11 protein-coding genes are annotated in these 19,399 nt (G+C 39.5%); all 11 read left to right on the top strand.

Annotation, left to right across the window (positions count from 1 at the left end; genetic code table 11):
* The first annotated feature begins 162 nt into the window (after positions 1-162).
* Entirely contained in the window at positions 163-3,138 is a 2,976-nt protein-coding gene (locus tag ACZZZW_RS05120) for a SusC/RagA family TonB-linked outer membrane protein (RefSeq protein ID WP_055908288.1), read from the top strand.
* A gap of 14 nt (positions 3,139-3,152) precedes the next feature.
* Positions 3,153-4,742, top strand: a complete 1,590-nt coding sequence (locus ACZZZW_RS05125; protein ID WP_055908286.1) for a RagB/SusD family nutrient uptake outer membrane protein — start codon at positions 3,153-3,155, stop codon at positions 4,740-4,742.
* Between the two features lie 546 nt (positions 4,743-5,288).
* Positions 5,289-6,548, top strand: a complete 1,260-nt coding sequence (ltrA, locus tag ACZZZW_RS05130; protein WP_463492470.1) for a group II intron reverse transcriptase/maturase — start codon at positions 5,289-5,291, stop codon at positions 6,546-6,548.
* A 96-nt stretch (positions 6,549-6,644) separates the two neighbouring features.
* On the top strand, positions 6,645-7,661 hold the full coding sequence (locus tag ACZZZW_RS05135; RefSeq protein ID WP_463492471.1) for a SusE domain-containing protein: 1,017 nt from the start codon (positions 6,645-6,647) through the stop codon (positions 7,659-7,661).
* 64 nt (positions 7,662-7,725) lie between these two features.
* Positions 7,726-9,642: a glycoside hydrolase family 13 protein gene (locus ACZZZW_RS05140; protein ID WP_082458734.1), complete on the top strand. Its 1,917-nt coding sequence runs from the start codon at positions 7,726-7,728 to the stop codon at positions 9,640-9,642.
* Between the two features lie 93 nt (positions 9,643-9,735).
* Positions 9,736-10,434, top strand: coding sequence for a beta-phosphoglucomutase (gene pgmB, locus ACZZZW_RS05145; RefSeq protein ID WP_055908280.1), 699 nt, complete (start codon positions 9,736-9,738; stop codon positions 10,432-10,434).
* A 69-nt stretch (positions 10,435-10,503) separates the two neighbouring features.
* Complete coding sequence (locus tag ACZZZW_RS05150; RefSeq protein ID WP_055908277.1) at positions 10,504-12,822, top strand: glycoside hydrolase family 65 protein; 2,319 nt, start codon at positions 10,504-10,506, stop codon at positions 12,820-12,822.
* A 182-nt stretch (positions 12,823-13,004) separates the two neighbouring features.
* Entirely contained in the window at positions 13,005-14,687 is a 1,683-nt protein-coding gene (locus ACZZZW_RS05155; protein WP_463492472.1) for an alpha-amylase family protein, read from the top strand.
* A gap of 100 nt (positions 14,688-14,787) precedes the next feature.
* Complete coding sequence (locus ACZZZW_RS05160) at positions 14,788-16,164, top strand: MFS transporter (protein ID WP_055908274.1); 1,377 nt, start codon at positions 14,788-14,790, stop codon at positions 16,162-16,164.
* A 460-nt stretch (positions 16,165-16,624) separates the two neighbouring features.
* Entirely contained in the window at positions 16,625-18,514 is a 1,890-nt protein-coding gene (locus ACZZZW_RS05165) for an alpha-amylase family glycosyl hydrolase (RefSeq protein ID WP_055908270.1), read from the top strand.
* A gap of 113 nt (positions 18,515-18,627) precedes the next feature.
* On the top strand, positions 18,628-19,182 hold the full coding sequence (locus ACZZZW_RS05170) for an RNA polymerase sigma factor (protein WP_055908266.1): 555 nt from the start codon (positions 18,628-18,630) through the stop codon (positions 19,180-19,182).
* Positions 19,183-19,399 lie beyond the last annotated feature (217 nt).

Genomic DNA, 19,399 nt, shown 5'->3' on the forward strand with positions numbered 1-19,399 from the left:
GTACAAAAAAACAGATTTTTGAACTAGTTTTTATTAAGCTTTTGTTGCGCCAAATATATTTTTTAAATAAATTTTGAAATCTCCATAACAGCTGTAAATTAGTCCTATGTGTAAATCACTATAATATTTAACCAAATTTTTATACTTAAACGAGCTTCAAATATGAGAGTATTTTACCTGTTAAAACAGGGGCTTTTGGTGCTGTTGGTTTTTTCAGCATTAATGGTAAAAGCACAAACCGGATCAGTATCTGGTAAGGTGCTTGATGAAACCGGCCTTCCACTACCCGGTGCTTCTGTAGTTGTAAAAGGTACAACAAGAAGTACATCAACTGATGGAAACGGTAATTTTAAACTTGCAGGCCTATCGAGCGGCTCGGTAACCCTATCTGCAAGTTTTATCGGTTATCAAACCCTTGATAAAGCAGTTAGCGTTTCGGCAAATGCAACTGTTGATTTTAAATTGGTGCCAGATGCACAAAAACTGAACGAAGTTGTGGTAATCGGTTATGGTACTGCCGAAAAGAAAAACCTAACGGGATCTATCACTACGGTAAATTCGAAAGATTTTCAAAAAGGTACCATTACTACACCCGAGCAATTAATTCAGGGTAAGGTAGCAGGGGTAAACATTATCTCAAACAGCGGGCAACCAGGTGTTGGTAGTACCATCCGTATCCGTGGTGGTGCATCTTTAAATGCAAGTAACGATCCGCTTATCGTAATTGATGGGGTGCCATTCAGTGGCAACTCTATTGGTAATGCGCCAAGTCCGTTATCATTGGTAAACCCTAATGATATTGAAACCTTTACTGTGTTAAAAGATGCCAATGCAACGGCCATTTATGGATCAAGAGCATCTAACGGGGTAATTTTAATCACCACTAAAAAAGGTGCATCAGGTGCTCCGGTTTTTAATTTCAGTACCAACAACTCAATCGCTACCGTAGCTAAAAAAGTTAATATTTTATCTTCTGGCCAAATCCGCGATTTTGTAAACGCCAATCCCAATGCATCATACGATGATGGTAAAAAGTATACTGCATTATTGGGCAATGCAAATACCGACTGGCAGGATGAAATTTACCAGAATGCATTTTCTACAGATAACAGTTTAAGCATTGCAGGTTCATTTAAGGGTGTTCCTTATCGTGTTTCTGCTGGCTATTTAGATCAGCAGGGTTTGTTAATTACCGATAAATTTTCTCGCGGTACCGGGGCAATCAGCATTTCTCCACGCTTATTTCAAGATCACTTAAAAATCGATCTGAATTTAAAAGGTGCATTAACCGAATCGCATTTTGCCAATGCAGGTGCTGTAGGTTCTGCCATTCAATTCGATCCAACGCAACAGGTAACGGCCAATAACAAATTCGGAAATTATTTCGAATGGTTAAGAAGCGATGGTTCTGTTAATCCAAATGCACCACGTAACCCGGTAGGGTTAATCAGATTAAACGATAACAATGGTAATGCTGAAAGAAGTTTCGGTAATGCCCGTTTCGATTATTCTTTTCACTTTTTGCCTGAGTTGCATGCCAACTTAAATTTAGGTTACGATTTATCCAAAGGTTACGGATCGGTTAGTGTTCCGGTTTATGCAGCACAAAGTATTTCTACTTCAGGTTCTTACACACGCTCATTAAATACCGAAACCAATAAACTTTCGGAGTTTTATTTAAACTATGCGCACACTGTGGCAAGCATCAGAAGCCGTTTTGATGTAACTGCTGGTTATGGTTATTACGATAACTCGAAAACGGGTTTCAATTTTACTTCATACAAAGGAACGGGTGAAGAATTGGTAGTTCCGGTTTTCCCTTTTTCTACAGATCGCGATAAATTATTGTCGTACTACGGAAGGTTTATATACACCCTGGCTGATAAATATATCTTATCAGGAACATTAAGGGCAGATGCTTCTTCTAAATTTTCTGAGCAGAACCGTTGGGGTTATTTCCCTTCAGCAGCGTTTACCTGGAGAATTTCGGGTGAGAATTTCTTAAAAGACAGTCAATCTGTTTCCGACTTAAAGCTCCGTTTAAGTTATGGTGAAACGGGAAATAAAGATGGTATCGGCTATTACGATTATTTATCAAAATATTATGCCAACAGCAATACCGGCCAGTACCAGATTGGGAATACTTATTACAACTATTATACTCCGGCAGCTTACGATCCGGATTTGAAATGGGAAACCACAACCACCTATAACGCAGGTTTGGATTATGGTTTTATGAAAGGACGTTTATATGGAAGTATTGATGTGTATTACAAAAAAACTTCTGATCTGTTGAGTAAAATCAATATCCCTGTAGGTACCAACTTCAATAACGAATTAACAACCAATGTTGGTAATATGGATGTTAGAGGTGCCGAAGCCAGCATTAATTTTGCCGCCATTAAAACCGAAAACATCAGTTGGGATTTTGGTGTGAACGTTGCTTACAACAAAAGAAAAGTTACCAATTTAACTTTAAACCCAAATTCGGGATTCAAGGTTGATGCGGGAGACATTACCGGCGGTACGGGTATCCACTTAAAATACAACGCCGTTAACCAGATTCCAGGATCATATTTTGTTTACAAACAGGTTTACGATCCATCAGGAAAACCATTGGAAGGTGTGTATGAAGATTTAAACGGTGATGGCGTGGTAAACACCAGCGACCAATACTTTTATAAATCTGCCGATCCTAATGTTACTTTCGGATTTAACACCACTTTTAACTATAAAAAATGGAGTTTTACCACAACATTAAGGGCTAATCTTGGCAATTATGTTTACGATAACGTTTCTTCAAATTTCGGTATCAGGGCTAATATTTTAAGCTCGGCTGGTGTGATCAACAATGCATCAAGCGATTTTTTAAACACAAATTTCCAGAACAACCAGTTTTTAAGCGATTACTATGTTAAAAATGCTTCATTTTTAAAAATGGACAATGCAGGTATTGCTTTTAATGCAGGTAAGCTTTCTAAAAACGGCACAGCTACTTTAAGGATTTCGGCAAACTGCCAGAATGTTTTTACCGTAACCAATTACGGAGGTATCGATCCTGAACTGAGCAGCGGTATTGATTATAACTTATATCCAAGGCCACGTACATACACATTAGGGTTTAACGTAGGGTTTTAATAAAGAGATAAAGAATGAAAAATTCATTTAAAATAATATTGGCATCAGGCGTATTACTGCTGTCATTAAATTCATGCAAAAAGGACAATTTAAATGTATTGCCTACAAACGATGTAACTTCTGCTTCCGTTTATGCAACACCGGCAGGTTACAAACAAAGTTTGGTTAAATTGTATGCAACCTATGCACTTACCAGTTCTACCGGATCTGATAACAGTGATGTGGGTGGCTTAAACTCTGGCTTTGCAGATTTTTTAAGGTTATTCTGGACTTCGCAGGAATTAACCACTGATGAAGCTATCTGCGCCTGGGGAGATACCGGTATTCCAGAACTAGACAATTCAACCTGGGCTGTTGATAACCAGTTTTTACGTGGCTTATACTCAAGAAGTATTTTACAGATTACTGTTTGTAACGAATTTCTTCGCGAAAGCACACCGGATAAATTGGCCTCGCGCAACATAACAGGTGCTGATGTAACTGCAATTCAGAGATACCGTGCAGAAGCCCGTTTCTTACGTGCTTATCAATATTGGGTGTTAATGGATGCCTTTGGTAATCCTCCATTTGTTACCGAAGATGATCAGATTGGTAAAGTTGCACCTAAACAAACCAGTAGAGCAGCTTTGTTTACTTATATAGAATCAGAATTGAAAGCTATAGAAGGCGATTTGGCTGAAGCTCGTACAAATGAATATGGCCGTGCAGATAAAGGTGCCGATTGGGCATTATTGGCAAGATTATATTTAAATGCACAAGTATATACTGGTACTGCAAAATATACAGAAGCCATTACCTATTCAAGCAAGGTAATTAATGCAGGTTACACTTTAAAAGCCAATTATATGGATCTTTTCAAAGCTGATAACAACATTAACAATACCGAAAATATTTTAACCATCAATTACGATGGCGTAACCGGAACCAACTATGGTGGTACAACATTTTTGATTAATGCAGGTATTAATGCCGATATGGGTACAGCTTCTTACGGTGTGCCAAACGGCGGTTGGGGCGGTAACAGAACCCGCCAGAATTTGCCTGCGCTATTTCCAGATCCAAACGGAACACAGGATAAACGTGGTGTTTTCTTTGGTGCAAAAAGTACGGTTGATGAAATTGGAACTTTTACCGATGGTTTAAGGGTAACAAAATTCAAGAATGTTACTTCAACAGGTTCTACACCTGCATCGTTAAATGGAACATTTAGCTCACTTGATTTTGCTTTGTTCCGCTTAGCTGAACAATATTTAATTTATGGAGAAGCAGTAGCCCGTGGAGGTTCAGGAGGTAGTGCTGCACTGGCTTTAACATACGTAAATGCATTACGTCAAAGAGCTTATGGGAATAATAACGGGAATTTAACCACAGCTTCACTTACAGTTGATTTCTATTTGGATGAGCGTGGCCGCGAGTTATACTGGGAAGGTCACCGCCGTACAGATTTGGTACGTTATGGTAAATTTACAGGTGCCACCTATTTATGGCCATTTAAAGGTGGTGTAAAATCAGGAACCAGTGTTCCTGCATACCGCAATTTATATCCAATTCCATCGGCAGATATTATCGTTAATCCGAATTTGGTTCAAAACCCAGGTTATTGAGCGACATGAATGATTTGCGCGAGCAAATCAGTGCTGTCTGATTGATGAGGGTAGGCCCCTCGGTATCGGCTTACAGGAGCAGGTACCAAACCGCCTCTGAGCTGCTTGGATTAAGTGTCCTGGTGGTGAGCGTCAGAGGAAAAGGCATCTTAAAGGTGTCAGGTAAGTATAAAGAAGATGAATGCAAATGAACTGCCGAAGAGGCGTCGAAAGGATTAGATGATGTCAAAACTAAAGTACAGTAACACTTTATTATCAGCAGGGAGGACGACCTGTTTACCTTCTCTGTGGCATCCGGCGTATAGGCAGCATGAGCTTTATACAGGCAATCAGATGGAACTTGTGAACCTGTCGGAAGGATGTGAAGGGAAAAGTCCAAGCGGAGGAACCCGTAAGGTCGAAAGTACCGATGCCATCCACGGGGGCAGAGCCACCTGTAGTAGTGATGATAGTCTTGGAAACTTGACTGGAACGAAGGAGTGGCATTATCAGGCGCTGTACATTGATAGAAACTGTTCAAGGTTAATACTACAGGAGGTATAGAGGATGTACAGGCCAAAACCATATTGTATTTCAAGAAAGTCGGTCCAGGAAGCCTACTTGAAGATCAAAGCCAACAAAGGCGCAGCGGGTGTAGACAAGATGAGTATGGAAGCATTTGACATGCAATCCCAAAAGCATCTTTACAAGTTATGGAACCAGATGAGTTCTGGTAGCTATGTACCACCCGCCATCAAGTTGGTAGAGATCCCCAAGAAAGATGGCGGTAAAAGGCCATTGGGTATTCCCACGATAACCGACCGGATTGGACAGGCAGTGGTAGCAGTAAGACTGGGAGAAGTGGTCGACAACTTATTCCACGAAGATTCTTACGGTTATCGCCCAAAGAAATCAGCATTACAGGCAGTTGCCAAGGCACGTGAAAGGTGCTGGGCATACAACTGGTTACTGGATGTCGATATTAAAGGGTTCTTCGACAATATTCCGCATGACTTGCTGATGTTAGCCGTTGAAAAGCACACAGAAGAAGATTGGATGGTTCTTTACATCAAAAGATGGCTGGTAGCATCTTTACAACTGGAAGATGGAACAGTAGTTGCAAGGAGTAAAGGAGTACCTCAAGGCTCTGTTATTGGTCCGGTTCTTTCAAATCTTTATCTGCATTATGCAATGGATGTGTGGCTAAAAGCCAACTATCCGGATCATGCTTTTGAGCGTTATGCAGATGACGCAGTCATTCACTGCAAAACAGAGGAACAGGCCATCCACTTGAAGGAATCATTAGGACAACGGCTAAAGGATTGTGGACTGGAGATGCATGAAGAGAAAACTAAGATTGTCTATTGCAAGGACAGCAACCGCAGGGGAGAAACAGAGAAGGCGGTATCGTTTGACTTTCTTGGTTATACATTCAAGCCCAGACAGGCATTGAACACCAAGAGGCATGTCAGTTTTACCAACTTTCTTCCCGCAGTAAGTATGAAAGCAATGAAAGCAATGAATGAAAAGCTCAACAAGTTGCCGATACTACGAATTGCAGGTATTGAGATAGAATCTGTTGCCAAAGAAATGAATCCGGTATTGCAGGGTTTGATCAACTATTACGGAAAATTCTATAGCACAAAGTTGAAAGGCTTTTTGCGTAGGGTTAACGCGAAGCTGGCCAACTGGGCAATCAGAAAATACAAAGGGTTAAGGGTTAGTTTGACCAGTGCGATGAAATGGATAAGGCGTTTACATAAACGAAAGCCAAACTTATTTGCACATTGGACATTTGGCTCGAAACCTACTATGGAATTACGATAATAAGAGCCGTATGATGGGAGACCATCACGTACGGTTCTGTGAGAATCTCAGGTTGAGATACCTGGGTTTACTTGATAATCTTAAAATTTATAAGAGATGAAAACAATATTTTTAAAATCCCTTGCTTTAAGTCTGATAACCTTATCGCTATGGTCTTGTAAAAAAGAAGAAACGCAAACCGTTTCCAATGTAAGTGCGGCAGGCACACTTACAGCTTCGGCAACTACTTTAAGTCTGGTACAGGCAAATGGGGCAAAACCTGCATTAACGCTAACTTTTCCGGCACCAACAGTAACAGGTTATACTATTCCGGTAACTTCTACATTGCAGTTCGATCTTAAAGGGAAAAACTTCGCAGCGCCGAAAGAATATGTAATCAGCAACACCTCATATTCGCCAACTGTAAACGATTTTAATAATATGATGTTGGCTTTGGGTGGCAAAATTGATACTCCAACTCAATTAGAAGTAAGATTAAAATCGGGTGCTGCAGCAAATGCCATAACCTATTCTAATGTAATAACGATTACTGCAACCCCTTATTTGGCTTCAGCATGGATTTACGCTCCCGGAGCTTATCAGGGCTGGGATCCTACTACTGCAGACAGTTTAATTTCGCTATCAAGCAATGGTATTTATACCGGAATGATTGCTTATACCGCAGGAAATCTGGAATTTAAAATTACACCTGCTAAAAAATGGGATGTAGCCTATGGCGATGCAGGTGCGGGTAAAATCAGCAGTAGCGTAGGAGATAACTTAAAATCACCAGATGCCATAGTGAAACAGGTAACTGTTGATTTAAATGCCAAAACCATAGCTTTTACAACACCGAACGAATGGTCGATTATTGGAGATGCAACTTTGGGTGGCTGGAACAATGATACCGACATGAAAGTGGTAAATGATGGAAAGTCAAATAATTACTCCGTTAAAACCACTTTAACCACTGGTGCATTGAAATTCAGATTCAAACATGATTGGACAGTTAATCTCGGTGGTAGCATAACTGCTTTAACCAATGGAGGCGATAACATTGCCGTAACCGTTCCCGGAACTTATACCATTACTTTAGATGTAGCCGCTAAAAAAGCTACAATGGTTAAAAACTAATCCTTATTATCTGCCCTGCAGTTACATGCTGCAGGGCTTTTTTTAAAATCTTTAAAGTTTTAGCATGAACAGATCTCATACCCATCCAAATTATCCGTTTCCAATTCATAATCATACTAATACTTCTTTTTTTAAATGGGTAACATCCATTTTTACCCTATTGGTTGTTTTGCTAACAAACAATCTGTTTGCGCAAAAGCTGGAGCGTGTAGAACCTATGTTCTGGTTTACAGGCATGCACAACCCTAAATTACAATTACTTGTGCATGGCGATAACATTGCCAATGCTACAGTAAGCCTTACTTACCCGGGCGTAAAACTGGTGAAAGTAAACAAAGTTGAAAACCCTAATTACCTCTTTCTCGATTTAAATATTGCCCAAACCGTAAAACCAGGAAGCTTTCCAATTAATTTTTCGGTAAATGGCAAAAAGATATTCAGTTATGCCTACGAATTTAAAAGCCGCGATAAAAGTGCGGGCAGAATTCAGGGCGTAACCAATAAAGATTTTATTTACCTGCTTATGCCCGATCGTTTTTCGAACGGAGATGAAAGCAACGACATTGTGCAGGGTTTAACAGAAACCGCACTCAACCGCGATAGCATGTATTACCGCCATGGCGGAGATATCCAGGGGGTAATGAACCACCTCGATTACCTTAAAGATTTAGGCGTAACCACTGTTTGGATGACCCCTGAGGTAGAAAACGACATGCCACACGCTTCATACCATGGTTATGCGGTAACCGATCATTACAAAATAGATCCCCGTTATGGAACAAATGCACTTTACAAAAAATATGTAGAGTTGGCCCATGCCAAAGGATTAAAAGTAATTAAAGATATTGTACACAACCACATTGGTACCCAACATTGGTTTTATAAGGATTTACCAATGAAAAGCTGGCTGAACCAGTGGCCAACATATACGCAAACCAGTTACCGCGATCAAACTGTAATGGATATACACGCCTCTGCGGCAGATCGGAAACAAATGCTCGATGGCTGGTTTGTACCTTCAATGCCCGATTTAAACCAAACTAACCCTTATGTACAAAATTACTTAACCCAAAACCACATCTGGTGGATTGAGTATGCAGGTATTGATGGTTTGCGTTTAGATACTTATGGCTATAACGATCCGGCTTACATGGCAGACTGGGCACTTAAAGTGCAGGCAGAATTTCCTCATTTGTCCGTTTTTGGCGAAACATTGGTAACTGCTGTAGCCAATCAGGCCTTTTTTACAGGTGGCAATACGGTTAACCGCGGTTTTGATACCCACTTGCAAGGCATAACCGATGCCACTTTAAAAGATGCCATTTACGAAGGAATTAATGGTAAAAACGGCTGGGTAGATGGAATTAACCGTTTATATGCCACCCTGGCACACGATTTTCTTTATAAAAACCCAAATACCAATTGCATCTTTTTAGATAACCACGATATGAGCCGCTTCTATTCGATGGTTGGCGAAGATTTCGACAAATATAAAATGGGCATGAGCATTTTACTTACCATGCGTGGTATCCCTGAAATGTATTATGGTACTGAAATTTTAATGAAAAATTTTTCCAATCCAGATGGGTTAATCCGCTCTGATTTTCCTGGGGGTTGGAAGAATGATAAAAAGGATAAATTCATTGCTGATGGTCGTACAAACAAAGAAAATGAAGCTTTCAACTTTGTTAAAACATTGGCAAATTTCCGAAAAACCAGTGCAGCTTTACAAACCGGAAAGTTGATGCAATTTGTGCCTCAGGATGATATTTATGTTTATTTCCGTTATACCAACGAACTAAAAGGCTCGGTAATGGTTATTGTAAACAATACAGAAAAAGAAAAAACTTTAAATACCGATCGTTTTGCCGAAAGAACAAAAGGAATTACCACTGCAAAAAATGTAATTACCGGAGAAAACGTCGAATTTAAAAACATCAAAGTACCCGCTAAAACAACTTTAGTGCTCGAATTAAGGTAGAAGGTTGAGGGTTTAAGGCGGAAGGTAATTGCCTATTGCCAAATAAATGCTATGCCTTGAAACCTGATACTTATTAAAAAATATAAAATAAAGATGCAAAATAATAGTCATATAGAACCTTCTAACCTCAACCTTAAGCCTTCTGCCTCAATAAAGGCTTGCCTTTTCGATTTAGATGGTGTACTGGTTGATACTGCGGTTTACCATTATAAAGCGTGGAAACGTTTGGCCAATACCATGGGTTTTGATTTTACCGAAGCGCAGAATGAGCAGTTGAAAGGCGTTAGCCGGGTAGAAAGTTTAAATAAAATTTTAAGCTGGGGTGGTGTAGAAAAAACTGATCGTGAAAAGGAAGAACTTGCCAGTTTAAAAAACAGCTGGTATGTAGATATGATCACGAAGATGACGCCGGCAGAAGTATTACCCGGTACAGTTGATTTTTTAACCGCCATTCACAAAGCCGGTTATAAATTGGCCTTAGGCTCGGCAAGTAAAAACTCAGGCATCATTTTGGAGAAAACGCACCTGGCCCACTTCTTCGATGAGATTGTAGATGGCAATATGGTTACAAAATCAAAACCCGACCCTGAGGTTTTTTTAAAAGGTGCCGAACTTTTGGGCTTTAAACCCGAAGAATGTGTGGTTTTTGAAGATGCCGTTGCAGGCGTAGAAGCCGCAAAAAGAGGAGGGATGAAAGCAATCGGAATCGGCGAAAAAAGTGTGCTTACGCAGGCCGATGTAGTAGTAAGCGGATTAGACAAATTAACAGTTACAGATTTAGAGAATTTATAGTTTAGTGTGCGGTACAAGGTTTAGAGGGATGCCCTCCAATCTTTGCATCTCACTACTCAATTTTCAATTATGAAAAATTACATTAAGGCAGATGAGTGGAATATTATCGAAGAAGGCTTTGATCCACATTTGAATAAAATTTCGGAGAGTATTTTCAGCCTGGGCAATGGTCGCATGGGGCAGCGTGCAAATTTTGAAGAAACTTACAGCGGCGAAACCCTATCTGGTAACTATGTTGCAGGGGTATATTATCCAGATAAAACCCGTGTGGGATGGTGGAAAAATGGCTATCCTGAATATTTTGCCAAAGTATTAAATGCTGCAAACTGGGTTGGTATTGAAGTAAAGCTTGATGATGAAATTCTTGATCTGGCAACAGCAGAAGTACAAGATTTCAAGCGTGTATTGAATATGCATGCCGGCTACCTGGAGCGGACTTTTACCGCAAAATTAAAGAGCGGAAAAGCCCTGAAAGTAAAAGCTACCCGTTTTTGCAGCATAGCCGATGATGAAGTTGGTGCCATTAAATACACCATTATACCCTTAAATTTTGATAGTAAATTAACCTTAACGCCTTTTATTGATGGCGATGTTAAAAACCAGGACAGTAACTACGATGAAAAATTTTGGGATAAGGTAACTGATGAAATTTCAGGAACCGAAGCCTATATCAAATTAAGAACAAAGAAAACTGAGTTTGAGGTTTGTACCGGTAGCAATATCGAACTGTATAAAAACGCCGAAAAACTAAACATTAATCCAGAGGCGGTACGTAAAGAAAAATTCGTTGCACAAACTTTTTCTCTAGATGTTAAAGCAAACGAGGAGATTACCCTGGTTAAAATTGCTGCTAATTTATCTTCAGAGAATTATGCTAAAGAATCTCTTTTAAAAGAAACAAAAGCAGTTATTGCCAAAGCATCTGCTAAAGGATTTGATACTTTATTAAAAGAACAAACCGAAACCTGGGCAACCAAATGGGAAGAAAGTGATATCATAATTGAAGGAGATGTTTCGGCCCAGCAAGCCATTCGTTTCAATATTTTTCAGCTTTTCCAAACGTATACCGGCAAAGATGATCGATTGAATATCGGTCCGAAAGGTTTTACAGGCGAAAAATACGGCGGCTCTACCTATTGGGATACTGAAGCTTATTGTGTACCATTTTACCTGGCTACAGCCCCACAGGAAGTAAGCAAAAACTTGTTGGTGTACCGCCATAAACAATTGGGTAAAGCAATTGAAAATGCAGCAAAATTAGGTTTTAAAGATGGTGCTGCATTATATCCAATGGTTACCATGAATGGCGAAGAATGCCACAACGAGTGGGAAATTACTTTTGAAGAAATTCACCGTAACGGTGCCATTGCCTTTGCCATTTTCAATTACATCCGTTATACGGGCGACGATAGTTATTTATCAGATTTTGGTTTAGAAGTATTAATCGGTATTGCCCGTTTCTGGAAACAACGTGTTAACTGGAGCAACGATAAACAACAATATGTAATGCTTGGCGTAACCGGGCCAAATGAATACGAAAACAACGTAAACAATAACTGGTACACCAATATTTTAGCTACATGGTGCATGAAATATGCAACCGAAGCCGCTGAAATTGTAAAAACACAACAACCAGAAAAATACAACAGCTTACTAAAAAGCATAAATTTTAATCAGCAAGAGTTTGCTGATTGGGCCGACATTATTGAGAAAATGTATTACCCTCATGATGAAAAACTTGGCATTTTCTTACAACAGGATGGTTATTTGGATAAAGAACAGACTTTGGTTAGTGATCTCCCTGCAAGTGAACGACCAATTAACCAGAAATGGAGTTGGGACAGGATTTTGAGGTCGTGCTTTATTAAACAGGCCGATGTTTTACAAGGATTGTACTTTTTTGAAGAAGACTACGATCTCGATACTTTAAAACGAAACTTCGACTTTTACGAGCCGCGCACCGTACATGAAAGCTCTTTATCGCCTTGCGTACACAGTATATTGGCTGCAAAATTAAATGATGAAGCGCGTGCTTACGAATTTTACCTGCGCACGGCACGTTTAGATCTTGATGATTATAACAACGATACCGAAGATGGCCTGCACATTACCTCAATGGCAGGTACCTGGATGAGTGTGGTAGAAGGTTTTGCGGGTATGCGGGTTAGAAACGGTAAACTTCAATTTAATCCCTTCTTACCTGATAAATGGAAATCATTTTCTTTTACCATTGGTTTTAGAGGCGCAACCTTAAAAATTAACATTACCGAAAACGGTATCAGTATAAAAAATAATGCAGCAATCGATTTAGAAATCGGCATTAGAAACCAGGTTTATAAATTAGCTGGAAATACCGAAATCGAAGTAAATAATGCAGCGTTGGTATGAGGAATGTAAAGGGTTTAAAGGTTGTGGATAGCGGGTTAAAATTTCAATCTTCCGTAAATAGAAAAACCTTTTCAGTCCTATCTCTGTTCCCTTTTGGAGGAGGTAAAGGTAGGTACATAACACTTTTTTTTACTTTTGCCATTCTTACATTATCATCCTTTGCACAAAAAAAGCGTACAAAAATGAACGATAAACAAATCGTTATTTACCAGTTATTGCCCCGCTTATTTGGGAATAAAAATACAACCAATATCCCTTACGGAACCATTGAACAGAACGGTTCTGGTAAGTTTAATGATATCAGCGATAAGGCTTTAGCAGGCATAAAAGAACTCCACGTAAATTATGTTTGGTATACCGGCGTACTGGCCCATGCAAGTTTAACTGATTATAGTGCTTACGGAATTAAAGTAGACGATGCCGATGTAGTAAAGGGCAGAGCAGGTTCTCCGTACGCTATCCGAGATTATTATGATGTTGACCCTGATTTAGCTGTTGACGTTAAAAACCGGATGAAAGAATTTGAGGCTTTGGTAAAGAGAACACATGATCATAACCTGAAAATGCTTATCGATTTTGTGCCCAATCACGTTGCCAGAAGCTATCATTCTTATACAAAACCAAGTGGAGTAACCGACTTTGGGGAAAAAGACGATGTTACAAAAGCTTTTAGTACCACCAACGATTTTTACTATACCCCTGGGCAACCATTTTCAGTGCCCACATCAGGATCAAAATCTACCCCGATCTCCGCCTTGCAAGATCGGAAATTTGAAGAAAACCCAGCAAAGGCAACTGGTAATAACGTATTTTCTGCCCAACCCAAATATGATGATTGGTACGAAACCATTAAATTAAATTATGGAGTAGACTACCTGAATGGAGAAAGACAATATTTCGATCCCATTCCACCTGTTTGGCTTAAAATGCGGGATATTTTAATATACTGGACTAAAAAAGGCGTAGATGGCTTTAGGTGTGATATGGCCGAAATGGTACCCATTGCCTTTTGGAATTGGGTTATACCACAAGTAAAACAAGTTAACCCCGATCTTATTTTCTTGGGTGAGGCCTACAATCCAACAGTTTACAAGCAGTATTTGGATGAGGGTAAATTCGATTACCTATATGATAAAGTGGGTTTATATGATGGCCTTAAAATACTGATCAAAAATGAACCAACTGCAGATGTAGCAGCAATTAAGCAGGTGTGGCAGGTAGAAAGTGCTGGTTTTGGCAAACATATGTTGCGCTTTTTAGAAAATCACGATGAAGAACGCATTGCATCAGCAGGATTTGCAGGAAAAGCCGAACTGGCTTTGCCTGCAATGGTTATTTCGGCTACCCTGGGTTCAGGTCCGGTAATGCTTTATTCCGGGCAGGAAGTTGGCGAGCAAGGCAAAGGACAAGAAGGTTTCGGGGGCGATGATAACCGCACAACAATATTCGATTATTGGGGCGTTCCCGATCACCAGAAATGGATGAACGGAGGTTTATTCGATGGTCAGAAACTAAGTGCGGCGCAACAAAGCCTGCGAGCGTATTACAAACAATTGCTAAAAGTTACCACAACCAGCGATGCGGTAGTAAATGGAGAGATATATGAAGTTCCTGTTACTGGGAATATGAATAACCGCATGTATGCTTTTATCCGGTACTCCGGTAAACAACGTTTATTGGTTGTGGCCAATTTCGACAGAACACAAACTTTAAACGCCAATATCGAAATTCCAGATCAGATTTTAAAAGTTAAACATTCATCCCCGGTTACAGATTTGTTAACCGAAAGGAAATTAAACATCCCGGCAGGAACTAGTATACCAGTAACCGTTACACCCGTTAGCGCACAGGTGATAGAATTTTAATCATTAGCAATGCATTAAGTGTAACTCGGGTAGCGATTGAACATTATTTATAACCAATATAACGCCCTGCGCCCCGCGCTAAGCGCTTAAACAAACCAAAATGAGCTTAAAAACAATATTTGAAAACCCAAAATTAACACTTGTTCAAATCATTAACATGAGTGTAGGTTTTTTTGGCATCCAGTTCGGTTGGGATTTACAGCGTGCCAACATGGGGCGTATTTACGAAAACCTGGGGGCCAATCCCGATCAGGTTCCGTTATTGTTTTTGGCAGCACCTTTAACAGGCTTATTGGTACAACCGATTATTGGTTACCTGAGCGATCGTACCTGGCATCCAAAATGGGGCAGAAGAAGACCATATTTTATGGTTGGTGCCATTGTAAGCAGTATCGCTTTAATTTTTATGCCACATAGCAGCGTATTGTGGATGGCAGCCGGCCTGCTTTGGGTTTTAGATGTTTTTGGAAACATTGCCATGGAACCTTTCCGCGCTTTTGTTACCGATAAATTGCCTGATAGCCAGGTTAACCGTGGTTTTATTATGCAAAGCATGATGATTGGATTGGGTGGGAGTGTGGCATCGGCGTTGCCATGGATTATGAACAATGTTTTTCATTTAACCAACACAGCAGAAAAAGGCAATATTCCTGAAAATGTTAAATTTTCTTTTTATATCGGCGCATTTTTCTTTTTAGCCGCTGTATTATGGACGGTTTTTACAACTAAAGAATACCCGCCACAAGAAGTGGATTTTAAAGAAAAAGTTAAAGAAAGCAACAAAGGTTTTGGTGGTGGTGCCCGCGAAATTTTTGGTGCATTAAAAAATATGCCCAAAAGGATGCAGATTGTTTCTTTGGTGCAGTTTTTTACCTGGCCAGGCTTATTTTTAATGTGGTTTTATTACACCACGGCTGTTGCTGTGAATGTTTTTGGCGGGAAAGATGCCGCAGATCCGGTTTATGCCCAAGGTGCAGATTTTGGAAGCTTAACACTTGCCTATTATAGCGTAATCACTTTTCTTTTTGCATTGGTGCTGCCAAAAATTGCCGATGCATTGGGTAGAAAAACCACGCACGCGCTCTGTTTAATTTGCGGGGCCATTGGCTTAATCAGTGTAGCCTGGGTGCACGATAAAAATATGTTGTATTTATGTATGACAGGCGTTGGTATTGCCTGGGCCAGTATCCTTTCTATGCCTTATGCCATGTTAAGCGGATCGTTACCAAAAGATAAAATAGGGATCTACATGGGGATTTTTAACTTTTTTATTGTTTTGCCAGAGATTATTGCCTCATTAGGTTTTGGCTGGCTGATGCGTAATGTTCTGAATAATGATAGACTTTTAGCGGTACAACTAGGCGGTGGATTGATGATTTTAGCGGCAATAATCTGTTATTTATTTATTCGTGAACCAAAGAAAACAGATGAAGTTTTGACTTCCAAACTGGAAGTAGAAGAAAATAGATCGATGTAAATAGGGCATAAATTGCCATTATTTATATTCGGTCTGTGAGGACACAGACCGGGGAGATGAGCAAGATCAGTATAAAGATTCCGTGGTCTGTGTCCCCACAGACCACTAACAGCATTTATTTGTAGGCATACAACCCGATAGGATTCACTGCCATTATTTGAGATTAAACAAGGAAATAAAGTTTGGTTCACGGGGACATGAATCAGGGCACAAGGACACAGACCGAGGAGATGATCAATGATCCCGTGGTATGTGTGCTCACCGACCACTAACAGCATTTATTTTGTAGGCATACAACCCGATAGGATTCACTGCCATTATTCGAGATTACATAAGGAAATAAATTAAGGTTCGTGAATACATGAACCAGAGCATAAAAATGAAAGCTATTCCGTGGCCTGTGTCCCCACAGGCCACCAATTTCGTGCACTGAATTGAAGTAAAATAAAATCCTAACCAAATGAAAAAAAACATCCTTTATCTATTTTTATTGATAACTGTATTTAATAGCGGATGTAAAAAAGCATCAAATGACGGAGGTATAGAGCTAACGCCAACCAATCAAAAGGCAGATTTACCTTCTGGAGCAAAAGATGGAGTAGTATTTATCAATAATGGCACATCAGCCATTGTAACACTTTATGCCCCGGGTAAAAAATCAGTTTCATTGATTGGCGAATTTAACAATTGGTTGGTAACTGCTGCACCGATGAAAAATACACCAGATGGAAATTACTGGTGGATTCAGCTCGATAATTTAAATCCGAATTCAGAATATGCTTATCAATTTTATGTAGATGGGAATTTAAAAGTTGCCGATCCTTATTGCGAAAAAGTACTCGATCCTGATAACGATCAATACATCACTGCTGCAACCTATCCAAATTTAAAAGCATATCCAACGGGTAAAACCACGGGTATTGTAAGTACAATGCAGGCCAATCAGCCAAACTATACCTGGAGAAATGCCAGTTTTACACGCCCTGCAAAAGATAACCTCGTGATTTACGAATTACTCGTCCGCGATTTTACATCCGATCATAATTATGCTTCAACCTTGACCAAACTCGATTATTTGGTAGGTTTGGGTATAAATGCAATTGAACTGATGCCCGTAAATGAGTTCGAAGGGAATTTAAGCTGGGGTTATAATCCATCGTTTTATTTTGCACCCGATAAATATTACGGTACCAAAACGGCTTTGCAGAATTTTATTGATGAGTGCCATGGCCGTGGCATTGCCGTAATTATGGATATGGTTTTGAATCATTCATTTGGGCAATCGCCAATGGTACAATTGTATTTCGATGGCTCAAAACCAACAACTGCCAGCCCATGGTTTAATGTTGATGCCAAGCATCCTTTTAATGTGGGTTACGATTTTAACCATGAGAGCCAGGCAACGAAAAAATTCTCCAAAGATGTAATGAAGTTTTGGATGCAGCAGTATAAAATTGATGGTTTCCGCTTCGATCTTTCTAAAGGATTTACCCAGAAAACATCAACAGATGATGCACAATTCAGGCTGTTCGACGCAAGTCGTATTGCCATTTGGAAAGATTATAATGCATTTATAAAAAGCGTTGATGGCAATAATTTTTATGTGATTTTAGAACATTTTGCAGAAGAATCTGAAGAAAAGGTGCTGGCTGATGATGGAATGATGTTGTGGAACAACCTAAATGTAAACATGAACGAAGCCACTATGGGCTGGCTGGGAAACTCGAATTTTCAATGGGGTTTTTATGGTAACCATGGTTTTGCCAAATCGGATGGACTGGTTACCTATGGCGAAAGTCATGATGAAGAAAGGCTGAATTTTAAAAACATCAGTTACGGTAACGGGTCAGGTAGTTATACAATTAAAGGGAATTTGGCAATAGCATTAAAAAGAGAAGAATTGGCCGCAGCATTTTTATTTAGTATTCCGGGGCCAAAAATGGTGTGGCAGTTTGGAGAATTGGGTTACGATATTAGCATTGATTATAACAACAGGACAGGTGAAAAACCAATTAAGTGGGATTATTACAGCGATCCAAACCGTAAGGCTTTGTACGATGCTTATGCCAAATTGATCAGGCTAAAGAAAAACAACAGCATTTTTAATTCAGCAAATTCTACGTATAGTTTAGCGGGCGGAATTAAATATATTAAGTTAATTGAAGGAAACAATACCGTTGTAGTGGTTGGAAACTTTGATGTGGTGAACCAAACAGCCAATATTGATTTTGGTACAGCAGGCAATTGGACAGATGCTTTCGGGAGCAATATTAACCTGGCCAGCAACATTTACACACAAACATTGGCACCAGGAGAATACCATATTTTTAGTAAAACGGCTTTAAAGTAAAATAAACTGATAAGTTTTGGATAGTGGAGTTTTAGTTTTTTCACTTTGATCAAAATCCGGACGTAATAATCTTGTTGTTTTTAGTTAATATTGCGATAACAACTAACAAATTAATGGACAACAAATTAGCGCATCACTTATTATGGGAACGATTACGAACTGGTGATAAAGATGCGTTTTTTGATCTCTATGCTGCGCTTTATTATCCATTGGTAAATTTCGGAATCAGGGTTTGTGCCGATGCCGATACGGCCAGCGAAGCTACCGACCTAGTTTTTACCACTATATGGGAAAAACATGAAAGTTTAACCCGCGTTGATAATGTTGAAGCTTACCTGCGTACTTTCCTTAAGAGGAAATTACTAAGAATTCTCGAACGAAAACGCAAAATTAACGATGCCCTTTTTAATGCCGGAGCCGATGGCGATTGGATGGAAATGAGTTACGAAGAATTTATTGTTAAAGTACAAAGTGATGAGCTGGTAAAACATCAGCTCAAAAATGCGTTGGAAAAGTTGACATTTAGGCAGAAACAACTCATCCATCTGAAATTTTTTGATGGATTAACTTACGAACAAATTGCCGAACAAAGCAATCAAACCATTAAAACTGCTTACAATACCATTTACGATGCACTTAAAATCCTGAGAAAGGAATTTAACGCGTAAATCATTTTTTCTAGGCTTAGTAAAAAAGGTCTTGAATTGCGTTAACGATAGCAGCGGCATCCTTTTGGTATACCTGAAGCTTAATAAGCGAAGGGATAACCAAAAGATACAGCGGATAGCGTGTTAAAACGCCCAAAAAAATCACGGCATAACCTATATTGAAAAAATCACCAGATCTTTTATCCGTTAAAATTCTTTTTTACCCGTCTAAATTTGA

This window comes from Pedobacter sp. AC379 (genome assembly GCF_979258145.1).